This is a genomic window from Microbulbifer variabilis (genome assembly GCF_023716485.1).
Lineage (GTDB): Bacteria > Pseudomonadota > Gammaproteobacteria > Pseudomonadales > Cellvibrionaceae > Microbulbifer > Microbulbifer variabilis_B.
Genome location: NZ_CP092418.1, coordinates 2,122,813 through 2,135,273 on the forward strand (window position 1 = coordinate 2,122,813; position 12,461 = coordinate 2,135,273).

The 12,461-nt window shown below is 45.8% G+C and carries 8 protein-coding genes; 7 read left to right on the forward strand and 1 reads right to left on the reverse strand.

The features are described 5' to 3' along the window. Positions 1-466 precede the first annotated feature (466 nt). From MJO52_RS09540 to MJO52_RS09565, 6 genes are all read left to right on the forward strand, one after another. Positions 467-7,594: an FG-GAP-like repeat-containing protein gene (locus MJO52_RS09540; RefSeq protein ID WP_252085706.1), complete on the forward strand. Its 7,128-nt coding sequence runs from the start codon at positions 467-469 to the stop codon at positions 7,592-7,594. Next, a complete protein-coding gene (locus MJO52_RS09545) occupies positions 7,581-7,823 on the forward strand; it encodes a hypothetical protein (RefSeq protein WP_252085707.1) in 243 nt (80 codons plus the stop codon). The genes MJO52_RS09540 and MJO52_RS09545 overlap by 14 nt, the downstream gene beginning before the upstream one ends. 136 nt (positions 7,824-7,959) lie before the next feature. Continuing rightward, positions 7,960-8,472 (forward strand): hypothetical protein, encoded by a 513-nt coding sequence (locus MJO52_RS09550; protein ID WP_252085708.1) that lies wholly within the window; start codon positions 7,960-7,962, stop codon positions 8,470-8,472. A 206-nt stretch (positions 8,473-8,678) separates the two neighbouring features. Then, complete coding sequence (locus MJO52_RS09555) at positions 8,679-8,981, forward strand: hypothetical protein (RefSeq protein ID WP_252085709.1); 303 nt, start codon at positions 8,679-8,681, stop codon at positions 8,979-8,981. Between the two features lie 162 nt (positions 8,982-9,143). Then, positions 9,144-9,461 (forward strand): hypothetical protein, encoded by a 318-nt coding sequence (locus tag MJO52_RS09560; RefSeq protein ID WP_252085710.1) that lies wholly within the window; start codon positions 9,144-9,146, stop codon positions 9,459-9,461. A gap of 94 nt (positions 9,462-9,555) precedes the next feature. Continuing rightward, complete coding sequence (locus tag MJO52_RS09565; RefSeq protein WP_252085711.1) at positions 9,556-9,879, forward strand: hypothetical protein; 324 nt, start codon at positions 9,556-9,558, stop codon at positions 9,877-9,879. Positions 9,880-9,985: 106 nt separating this feature from the next. Here the strand turns inward: MJO52_RS09565 and MJO52_RS09570 are convergent, their stop codons facing one another. Then, positions 9,986-10,987: an AraC family transcriptional regulator gene (locus tag MJO52_RS09570; RefSeq protein WP_252085712.1), complete on the reverse strand. Its 1,002-nt coding sequence runs from the start codon at positions 10,985-10,987 to the stop codon at positions 9,986-9,988. 117 nt (positions 10,988-11,104) lie between these two features. Between MJO52_RS09570 and MJO52_RS09575 the strand changes: the two genes are divergently transcribed. Then, positions 11,105-12,448 (forward strand): flavin-containing monooxygenase, encoded by a 1,344-nt coding sequence (locus MJO52_RS09575; RefSeq protein ID WP_252085713.1) that lies wholly within the window; start codon positions 11,105-11,107, stop codon positions 12,446-12,448. The last annotated feature ends 13 nt before the right edge of the window (positions 12,449-12,461 follow it).

Here is a 12,461-nt window from a genome sequence, read left to right on the forward strand (position 1 = left end):
AGTTTCTTGTTGCTTGTTTGGGTGGTGCAGGATTTGCAGGTTAAAAAATATGACTGCTTTGTGGTTGTGAGTCGTGATTTATTTGAGTGAGGCTGTATAAAAATTTGAACTTTTCTTGCATATTTTGATACCTGATTGTTAAAACTTTTTTCTTTTTTATTACGTTGATTTGGTTTTTTTTATCTTAAACATCATTTTAATGAAACTGCATCCCGATTTTTGTTGACCGGAAAGTCAAAATAAATTTTAGGTCAGGTTTTTGGTTTGTTTAAAAAATATGCGGCTATTATACTCCGCGCTCCCTCGGGAGCAGTGTATTTAAAGGGGTGTGCTGTGATCTGAGGATGCTTATTTTTAAGAAGTTTGATTTAAAAAATAATACTTCTAAAGCATATTTATAAGGTATAAGTTTCCATTTTTTGCCTTGATAGATTGAATCCCCGTTGATGTCTTTGTAGAGATATTTATGCGTATTTCGTTGTTTTTTCTGTTGGCTTTTTGTGCCGCTTTCTCTTCTACAGTAGTTGCAGCTACGGGGATTCAAAAAAATGGATATACCATTTATCAGGGTGATATCGACGATGATGGCCGTGAAGACTTATACTTTGAGTATAATCGCCCATTAGTTCTTTTACATGGAGATATTGTTACCCCTCTGGTAATGCCTCAGTTACCTAATTTTGTCTTGTACTTAAACAAGGACAAGGAAAGTTATGACGATCCGTTAGAGACGACTCTTACCGATTTGGAAGTTGCCAATCTTCAAAAATTAGAAAAAAACCTTTCCTTATTTGGCGATTTTAATGGTGACGGTGCAACAGATTTGCTCCTTCTTGCCTCTATGCCTCTGATTATTCATGCACAGGGAAATGGCTTGCCAGCGCTTATTCAAACTCTCTCCACCGACAACAGTGATGACACAATAGCTTATGCGGCAGCAATCCTCGCCAGTGTAGGTGTCGACTCTATTGTGATACAGGATAAGAATGAAGATGGCAGAGAGGATATCACTGCGGGGGACTTTGTTTTTCATGCAGACGAATCCGGCGCTTTTGGTGAATATTCCACTCCAGCCACTATCCAATCGCCCAATATGGCTGGGGCTTCTGGTGGGCAATTCCGGGTCAATGAATCCGGCGCGGCAACCTACTCCTTCCCAATCGCAACAGCTGCAGGTACAGCAGGAGTTGTACCAGAAATTTCTCTGAACTATAGCAGTAGTGGTGGCAACGGCCTGGTTGGTAAAGGTTGGGCTATTGGTGGCCTTTCTGGAATTTCCCGCTGCCGCCAGACATTATCAATTGATGGTAATGCTCGGCCTATTAGCTGGACCGAATCAGATCGATTCTGCTTAGATGGTCAGCGCCTAATACAAGAGAGTGGCTCTCAATATGGCGCAGTTGGTGCGGTATATAAAACTGAGATGGATTCTTTTGCCACAGTCACATCAATAGGTGGCAGCCTTGGTAAGCCGTCTTATTTTAAAGTGGAACGTAAAGATGGATCGGTCAGTTACTACGGGAATAGTAGTGATTCCAAGCAACTTGCAGGGAGCAATGTACTCACTTGGGCACAGAATCGTTTTGAGGATAGTGTTGGTAATCCAATCGAGTTTTTGTATGAGGGTGATTCGGAGTCAGGGCACCGAGTTCGGTCTATCCGCTATGCCTATGGTTCGGGCTCCTATGAAGCGGAAGTAAGATTTTTCTATGAAGACCGCCCAGAGCACCTTCGGGGCTATACCGCAGGCTATGAACTTAAAACCACTCAGCGCCTGGAAAAAATCACCTCCAGCTCTAATGGTAAAGTAATTCGTGAGTACAATCTGGGGTATAACCCAGTTCTGCCCTTCATTCCCAAGGAAAATTATAAAGATCGAACTTCCTTGCTGACATCCATACAGGAGTGCGTAGGTTCTAGTTGCCTCCCTGCGATCAGCTTCGAATGGCTACAGGCGCCATGGCACCAATTTGGAGAGAAGTGGGAAGCTATCGATTTCTCGCCCACTAAGCACCGTTTCCTATCTGATTACAAGTACGCCGATTTTAACGGTGATGGTAAGCAGGATATCGTCTGGATCGAAGGGTACGATGATGATGGGAACGATACGGATATTCGCGTTAAATATGCGATTTCATATGGTTCAGTTTTTGTAAAGCAGGACTTTACCGGCGGCGTGTTTACTTCTGAGTACTTTACCGGCGCTAATGTTGGTGAAGACTTCGCTATCCGGGTATTGGATTTTAATGGTGACGGTCGCCATGATCTGGCCATATATGACCCACGCTCCAATTATGGTGGTCTCCCTTCGAACACATGGCTTGTTTATCTAAGTCGTTACGATACCTCGAGCAAGCGCTGGAAATTGGATTCCAGGCCAATTACTACCCGTAGAACCAATAAAGATGTCATTTTTGCCGACTTTAACGGTGATGGCCTGGCAGATTATATTTCTATTAGCTACAGCAGCAGTTCTGGAGCGAAAGTTGTTGTACGCCTTTTAGAGTCAGCAGGGAGAGAGGTGTCAATTAAAAATTACTATAAATTCAGTGATGAATACACCAGTTACCCATTGAATATTTCTGGCGCTGCCAGTATGAAGTCCAGCGGACGTCTGCCCGATACCTTGGGCGATTTTAATGGTGATGGCGCTATGGATATTCTGGTGGCCACTTCCGCTGGATTCGAAGCCGCCGTATTTGATCAAGAAGCGAAGGAATTCCGCTCTATCGGCGTGCTCTCGACGACGAATACTTCAAAAAGCCCAATTGCTATAGATATAAATGGCGATGGCCTCACGGATATTGCCTACCCTGGAAATTCCGGCAGCTTTTATAGCAAAATCAGCACTGGCACAGGCTTTAAGGATTTGGGATACCTTGGAAGTAGCAGGGGCTCCTTTGTAGACCTGAATAACGATGGTTATCAGGATTTCGTCTGGCCGGTTTCTTCTCCTTGGAATGATGTGAAAGTTCGCTACTTTGATCAAAATACCGGCGAATTTATTGACTCTTCCGATAGCAGACTTTTTGATCATCTCTCTGATTGCTCGGGCAGTGCTACCTATTGTGGCACTATAGCTTCAAGTGACATGATATGGTTTGCGGACACGAATGGCGATGGAGAAGCCGATTATCACCGTTATGATGCTTCTAGTGGTATCGTTTACACCCGCCTGGATAATACCCGCGATTCTCAATATAAGAATATTCCGCGAAATGTAATTAATAAGATAGATAATGGCCTTGGTAATATTACCAATATTACTTATCAGAACATGCGCTACGACGAGCTTTACACTCGTTTGGATGTAGCAACGGAAGGCAGCATTGATGCTTTCTATACCGCACTCAATGGCGATTGGGATTTACCTGCGGATAGTCACACCTTAGGTAAAGATAAGCCGGTATTGGATATTCTGAGCCCTATGTACCTGGTTGCTAAGGTGGAAAGTTCTGCCCCTGCCGCCGCTGCCGCACCGGGTTCTGTTAACCAGTCTGCCCTCAGCTCGGTTTCATACCACTACCATCAGATGAAACTCCAGGCCGCTGGCCGGGGTATGTTGGGTTTCCAGAAAATCAGCACTACCGATAACCAAACTGGCGTAGTGACGGAAACTACCTACCGTCAGGACTTCCCCTTTGTGGGCATGCCACTTAAGACCGAAACTCGCACTGCCGATGGGCAGCTGCTAAGCCGGGCGAGCAATAATTGGCGTCTACAGGGCTGGAATGGTAGCGGGAAACCACTGCCGCCTTATCAACCTTATATTTATCAAGCGGTGGAAGAAACTTATGACCTGAAGGATGCCGGTAGCACCCAGGGAGAATTGCTGCAAAGCGTTACCACCACAAACAGCTACGATGCCTATGGCAATGCGCTCAGTATCGACGTTGTCACAAAAGACGGCATCTCCGGCGATCAGTTTATTAAGAAAACAGAAAATACCTATGGCAGCAGTGTCTGGGAAAAAGAAAAGGGCCGCCTAACTGCAACAAAAGTGACCAGTACTCGCCCGGGTATGCCCAGCCATATCCGCGAGTCAGCCTTTACTTATTACGCATCGGGCGTGCTCAACGGCCTTTTAAAAACCGAGGTTATTGAGCCTAATAAGCCAGAATACAAGCAGACTACCGCTTACGAATATGACAATTTTGGCAACGTTAATAAGAAGACGGTAACTGCTCCCGGCGAAGCCGCTCGTAGCGCAAGAACGGTGTATGACCTTTCCGGCCGCTATGTATTTGAAAGCTACAATGCCCTCGATCATCTAACCGAAAGGGTGGTTTCCCGCAATCACTTTGGCGCACCGCTGGAAGTGAAGGGGATGAATGGGCTGGAAACCGGGTTTGCCTACGATAAGTTCGGCCGTGAAACCATCAGTCAGAGTAATACCGGCGCGGATAAACTGACGGACTATGAGCGCTGTGTTATCGCCTGTCCGGCCGGTGCACAATATATGGTGACCACTCATAGCAGTACCGGTAGCTGGAGTAGGGAATACTTCGACGCACTGGGGCGCTCTATAAGAACTGAAACCAAGGGCTTCAACAGTAAAATCTATACCGATAAAGAATACGATAACCTGGGCCGCGTGAAGTTCGCCAGTGAGCCTTATTTCTCTGGTGATACCCGCCTATGGTCCAACATGGAGTATGACCTACTCGGCCGCCCAAGCCGTGTCACTGCGCCAGATGGCTCAGTGTCCAGCATCACCTATAGCGGCCTTAAGACCATCACCACCAATGATAAAGGTCAGCAAAAAACTGAGATCAAAAATGTGGCTGGTGAGTTGGTAGAAGTTATCGATGCGATCGATGGCCGCCTCACCTACGAATACGACAGCCAGGGCAATTTGCATAAAGCCAAATCCTGGGGTAAGGCGAATACTGCCGGTGCACATATCGATGAGGGCGACGGTCTCAGTTATCCCATTGTGGTTACAATCGAATATGACGATCTGGGCCGAAAAATACGAATGGACGACCCGGATAAGGGAGAGTGGCACTACGAATATACCGGCTTTGGTGAGTTGAAAAAGCAAACCAATGCGAATGGCCACACCGTAGAGTTAACCTACGACCAATTGGGCAGACAGTCCACGCGTATTGAAAAGTCTAAAGGCTCTTCCGCCCCCACTAGCGATGTCTCCTGGTTGTATGACAGTGCCACCAATGGCTTAGGGCAGGTGGAGATGGTTATGGACAGCGTCTCTGGATATCAGGCGGTGTATGAGTATGACCAGGTTGGCCGAAATCATATCCAGGCGGTGGACTTTGATGGGGCTGGTACACAACCCTCTTATGTCACCACCACGGTATTTGATGGCCATGGCCGTGTCGAATACAGCTACGATGCGCTCGACAGCATGCTCGATGGTGGCAAATCAGGGACTCAGAATTTCTACAATACCTATGGATATCTCTACAAGGTAGTAGATCTGGCCACCGGGGACCTGATTCAAGAGGTGAAAGCCCAGACCGCTCGCGGCCAACTGAAAGAGCAGCTATTGGGTAACGGCGCAACTTCTAATTTTACTTACGAAGCGGCCAGCGGCCGCCTAACAAAGCAGACCTCTACGGTATTGGGAGCCTTTGGTATCCAAGATATCAGCTACCAGTGGGATACCCTCGGCAATCTCACCAGCCGTCACAACCAGAGCGGAAGCAAGGATCTGCGCGAGAGCTTCTGCTATGACAAACTCAACCGTCTGATTAAAACCCACATAGGTAGTAGCAACTTCAGCTGTAGTGGCCTCAGCGTCTCCGAGCAGGATATCCGCTACAACGCCATCGGTAATATCACTTACAAAGCCGGCGTAGGGGATTATATCTACGGTGAAAATGGCGCTGGCCCCCATGCAGTAACAACCGCTGGAGGCGTTAGTTATAACTATGACCTCAATGGCAATATGACCTCCGATGGTTTTGACGGTGGCCGTACTATTAGTTACACCACCTTCGATAAAGCCTCTCTGATTAAAAAGGGAAATAACACCACTGAGTTCCTCTATGGCCCCAGCCATAGCCGCTACTACCGCAAGGACACCAATAGTAGTAACGGGGAAGTGACAGAGACCTGGTATATCGGCGGTATCGAGCGTATCCAGAAGTCCAGTAAGCCCAATGAGATCGAGTGGAAGCGTCACCTGGTGGGTACGGCAGTCTATACCGTAAAAACCGACAAGGATTTCAAGGTACTCTCCACCGATAAGCTGTTCCTCTACAAGGACCACCTGGGCTCCATGGACCTGATTACCGATAAAACCGGTAAGGTAGTGCAGGAAATGTCCTTCGATGCCTGGGGGCAGCGCCGCAACAGCGCCAACTGGAATGCGTTATCCCTGACTGCACTTTCAAACTTCGATCACAGCCGTACCACCCGTGGTTACACAGGCCATGAAATGCTGGATGAGGTGGGGCTGATTCATATGAATGGCCGTATCTATGATCCGCGTTTGGGGCGCTTTATGCAGGCGGACCCGTTTGTTCAAGCCGCTGCCGATACGCAGATGTATAACCGCTATAGCTATGTGCGCAATAACCCGCTGAATGCTAGTGATCCTAGTGGCTATTTCTTAGATAAGGTTTGGAAAGAAATTAAGCCTTATATAGGTGCGATTGCCGGAATTGTGCTTTCAGTTTGGGCTCCGTGGGGTATGGGGCTATGGCAGAGTTTCATCTATGGCGCGATTGCAGGCGGTATTGGTGCTGGGGCTAATGGAGGGAATGTTTTTAAGGGGGCGCTAATGGGTGGGGTTAGTGCTATGGCCTTCTATGGGGTTGCACAAGGGTTCGCAAAGTTGGGATCTGTTGCGAAAACTGCTGAGCATACAATCAGGGCAGGAAAAAACCTTTACCTTTCAGCTAGTAACTTTGCCAAACTGGTTGTTGCCCAGGGCTCCGTGGGGGGAGTGATGTCAATCCTTCAGGGAGGTAAATTTGGGCATGGCTTTGCCAGTGCTGGTCTTACAAAATTAGCAACGCCAGGAATCCTTAGCTTTGATAATGTTGTTGCAGAAAGTGTAGCTTCTGGTGTGGTTGGCGGAACGGTTTCTGAGATAACCGGAGGAAAATTTGCCAATGGAGCGACATCCGGGGCATTCCTATATGCGTTTAATGCATTAAGTTCTGGTTTGGCAGAGAATACGCAAAATAGTTCTTCTGGTAAAAGTGGTTTCGCTGGGGCGGCAAGGGGAGCTAAAGATGGGTTTGTTTCAGTATTTAAAGGAGTTGGGAAATCCTTTAGATACCTTGGTCGGTCTCTTGGTTTATATGGTGAGGCAGAATTTAATAACGCAAACTTTGAAGGTCATGTGATGGATAAAGCTTTATCTGTTGCAGGTCGAGTCGTGATAGAAAACCCAGAATTAGCGGTCGACGCTGCTGTAGAAGTAGGTACCAGAATTTATGATAGTGCGGAAGCGAATGCTAATGCGTATAACGTGTCACGAACTGTTACACGTGTGGTAACAGGAATTATCTTGGCACCTTTAGGAGCTTTGGCTGGCGTAGGGGATGTTACCTATGGGATTGAGCAAGGGCGAAGGTCTGCTGAAGAAATTGTACGGAGCGCTGCTTATGGGACAGACTAATAAAAAAAATCTATATTATGTTTTAGGTGCATTTGTCGGAGTAATACTTTTTATATTATCTTTTTATGGTAAGCAATATGTTCTTATTTTTTATTCAGTTGTTACTGTAGGTTTTCTTTCTGTAGTTGGTGTCAGGGTAAGCAAACCCCTGGTGGTAAATCTAATACTTGTGCTTTTTAGTTCAAATGTTGTTGCATGGCTGTTAACGATAATTTATTGGGGTTCTTAGTTTGTCCTGATGAAAGAATAATTGGGGGTAGAGTAAAGTATTGTCGTTATATGGCTCTTAGTGAGAATGATAGGCTTGGGAGTAAGTGGCCGATGCTGATTTGTCCTTCGAGAATGACTTTTTATAGTGTATTTTGATGGCTAGGTCTTTGATAGTTTTAATAGTGCTTCTCTGTGGCTGTTCTCAGGCACAATCAGATGCTGGGCATTCAGATTTGAATGGAAAGGTATCTGGTTTTATGGATGGGGCAGAGTCAACTTTAATAAAATTGATTCCGGAGATACGTAATTATTCGAATGGTGAGCCTGTCTATACTGATAAGTTTTTATGTTCTATAGATCCTGATACAAATGAGAGGGAAAAGTATTATTTCATAAAGAACTCTTTGCTCTTGATGACAGGAGAGGAGTTTCCTTGTGAGCGAGGTATAGATGCTTATAGGCGATACTTTACATTAGAAGATGAAGCTCTTTACTGGGTATCGTTGGCGTCAGGAAATGAGAGGTTTCTCAATTATTTTGAGAGATTAAACGGTGTTTGTAAGTTGAGTGAGCGGTACCCTGAGTCCTTAGAGTTTCTAAAGTACCGTGGTCATAAAGATATTGCTGAAAGGCTTGAGATTAAGTGGCTGGGTTGTGATCGGCAATAGCTAACTTTTACTGGGGTAAGAATAAAGTATTGGCGTTATATGGCTCTTTGTGAGAATGCTAGGGTTGGGGGTGAATTGCCGATGCTGGTTTGGCTTTCGAGAATATCTTTTTGGCCAGGTAAGGCCAAGTTAAAGGCAAGATAAGATCTGTCTTATTTTCTTTGAGCTGTTTTTATTGTTTCGTTTGTGGTTTTTTGGAGGTTGGTGTGAAAAAAGCATCCATTTTATTGTTTCTTTTTATTCTATCGGCAGAGTCGTTAGCTGTGACTAATATTGGTCTGGTTGATAGGATTTACCCTAGTGGCGAATCTGTAAAATTCCGGTTAAAAGAAGATTCGTGTAATGGCTCTCTTAATGAGTACTATGAATTTGCACTTGATTCTGAAATTAAAAAAGCATGGTTCTCTATATTGCTATCAGCGGCAGCTACAGGTGCTGAGGTTGCAGTGAGGGTTGAGGTTTGTGAGGGTAATAGAAAGTCAATAGATTATCTTTATCAGGATTTCTAACCTCTTAAATTTCCAAGTGGGCTTTGTGATTTTTTATCGGCTGAAGTTTTAATGCTTGATAATAAGGTTTTGAGGCTACTCTGGTAGCTTTTGGTAGGGTGGCAATCAGTATGTCAGGTCTTGCCTGTTAAGTGCTGTAAGTATGGTTTGCGGAATTTTTTTATGAAAAAAATTATTTTTGTCTTTTTATTGTCTTTTGTTGCTCAGGCTTCTTTGGCGGATACTTCCACTCCGTTAATTACTATTAAAGCTATTGGTACCGGCTGGGGGTCAAGTGACCTTTTTATTGAGTCCAATGAAAATGTCATTGTGGAAGATTGTTCAAATGTAAGGTTGAAGGTAAGTTCAACCAATCCGATGTTTAACCATATCCTCTCCATAGCACTCTCCGCTTACCATACCAAGTCGAAAGTAACCCTTAGGGTGAAAGGCTGTGATGGAACCGATATGAATGCAGTGGCGATCAAGATTACAGACTAATCCCTTAAGCTCTTAGGCTTATGAGTGTGGGCCAAATAGAATCCTGCGTGGTTAGGATTTGTTGTTGAGTCGAATGATAGTATCGGAAGTTTTTGTGAAAAAATTTATTTGCGTTTTTTTGTTGTTTTTTATTTCTCAAATCGCTATGGCGGATACAACTACGCCTCCAATTACCATTAAAAGTGTTGGGATAGGTTGGGGCTTGGCGGAGCTCTATATCGAGTCTAATGAAAATGTCATAGTGGAAGACTGTGCTTCTGCAAGATTGAAGGTCAGTTTAACTAATCCAATGTTTGATCATATTCTCTCCATAGCACTCTCCGCTTATCACACCAACTCGAAGGTGACCCTTAGGGTGAAAGGCTGTGATGGCAGCGATATGAATGCTGTCTCTATTAGAGTGTCCGAAGACGTTTAAGGTTTGTGGTAATGATAGATGCAAAGGCAGTGGTAAAGACTAACTCTGTTGCCGGCTGCCTATAAGCTAGGTAAGTCAATGAATTCTAATGACCTGATCAAGTTTATTAAGAATTTATAATGTGGCTTTCCCTATAAGCGCTGGGTGTTACTCCACCCCAACGCTTAAAAGCTTTTCCAAACGCACTCTCATCCGTGTACCCAAGCGCTACAGCGATTTCCAGGTTGGTTTTTTCCCCCTCTCTTAACCACTGTTTTGCATAATAGCTGCGTACCTCATCCTGTAGTACACGGAAGTTAAGCTGTTCTTCTTGTAATTTTCGCGCTAGGTGCCTTGGGCTAAGGCAAAGGCGCTGTGCGACCTGTTCACGTGTTAAGTTTGGAGTTTGCTGCAGCAATAGGGTTACTTTCCGGTGCAGGGATTTCTTTGTAAGCGCCTGTAGGAGGGCTTCTGCCTTTGGCTTTAAGCAGGCCTCCACTTCTTTATCTGCGGCGATTAATTGCAGCGACAGGTCTTTAGTGGGAAATTGGATTGCCGAAACCCCTGCATTAAACTCAACGGGTATTTGTAACAGTGCCTGATAGCGTTGCTGCAGGGCAAGGCTAGGCGCAGGGTAGGCGAGTAGTAGTTTAAGGGGCTGAAACTTCCCGCCAGTTAAAATTCGGGTTTGCGCAATACAGGCAGCGAGCACCGTTTCCACCCGGATTTGCGCAAAATTCAGGAAGTTGGGGTGATAGCAGAGGTTTACCGAGAATGCATCGCGTCGCAGTTCAAAGTGCCCACCTTCGCCCAGCAAGGGGTGGTAACTAATCAATTGCTCTATCGCCTCTCCCAAATCTTTTTGCGTCATCAGCAGGTAACCAACTAAGCCGATTTGGTTGGCCTGCATGGCAAGCCCGAGCTTAATGCCCAGTAGAGTGTCGGGGTAGCTATTGATTACCGACTCCCACAGCTGCTCCTGCAGATGAATAGAGATGCGTTCCTTTTGGTGTATTTGGGACAGGATTTTATTGGTTTCCCCCGGTATAGGGAGATCCATGCTGGCTAAAGCCTCTAGTAAAGCTTTGGTATAGCTCAGATTAACGCTTCTGGTGTCGGTCAAATCCATTATGAATGTCCCAAAATAACCAGTACCTGCCCGATAATGACGATCCTTAGGGTGTTTGTCACGATATATTCCTTCTGACACGGCTCTTAAACAAGTCATCAGGGAGGGGCAACTACCGTGAAACCTTACGCCGTAATTGGTGCCGGCCCTATGGGGCTTTGCACCGTTCGAAATTTACTCAAGCATGGTATTCCCTGTATCGGCTTTGAGTTGCACGGTGATGTGGGTGGCTTATGGGATATTGATAACCCCACCAGCACTATGTATGAGTCGGCCCACCTTATTTCCTCCAAGAAAATGACTGAATTCGCTGGGTTTCCGATGGGGGAGAGTGTTGCTGACTACCCAAGCCATCGGGAGATGCGGGATTACTTTTGCTCCTATGCGAGAGAATTTGGCCTTTACGGCCATTACGAGTTCGACACAGAAGTTTTGAGATGCGAGCGCAGTGGAGAAAACTGGCTGATTACCACTCGTAGAAAGTGGCAGGAAAGAACTCGGGAGTTTAGCGGATTACTCATTGCCAGCGGCACTTTGCACCACCCCAATCAACCCGCACTTCCAGGCCAATTTAGCGGGGAGTTGTTACATTCTGCACAATACCAGTCCTCTGAAATCTTTGCTGGAAAAAGAGTCCTGTTGATTGGTTGTGGCAACAGTGGAGCGGATATTGCCGTAGACGCAGTCCATAAAGCGAAAAGCGTTGATATCAGCCTGCGCCGAGGCTATTACTTTCTGCCGAAGTACATAGCCGGTAAGCCTATCGATCAGCTGGGCGGCAAGCTTCGGTTACCGCTCTTTGTTAAGCGGCGCCTTACAAAAGCGCTGGTCAAATTCTCTTTAGGCAGCCCATCTCAATATGGTTTGCCAGAGCCCAATTACCGACTCTTTGAATCCCACCCGGTAGTCAACTCCTTACTGCTGCATCATATTGGCCATGGCGATATCAACCCCAGGTCTGATATCAAATCGGTGCATGGGAATAAGGTGAAGTTCTCAGAGGGTGGATGTGGAGAATATGACCTGATCGTACAGGCCACCGGTTACAAGTTGCACTATCCGTTTATCGATAGCAGTGAACTGAACTGGAGTGGTTATGCACCGAGCCTGTATCTGAATGTATTTCATCCTGAATCCGATAACCTATTTATGATGGGTATGGTGGAGGCGGCTGGATTGGGCTGGGAAGGGCGTAACAAGCAAGCAGAGCTTGTTGCCCTTTATATTCGCCAATTAATTTCTGGTGCGCCGTCTGCTAGTAGATTTAGGAAAATCATCCAGCAGAGATCAGCAAATCGTGTAAACGGCGGTATGCATTATCTGGACCTTGAGCGCATGGCGTATTACGTACACAAAGACGCCTATTTAAAGGCACTCAGAACGCACAAGGCAGGTTTGCAAAAAGACCTGCTACCACGAGAGGAGGTTTTTCATACAATTAGATCAGAAGCGACTTCCTGACAGGAGCCTCAGA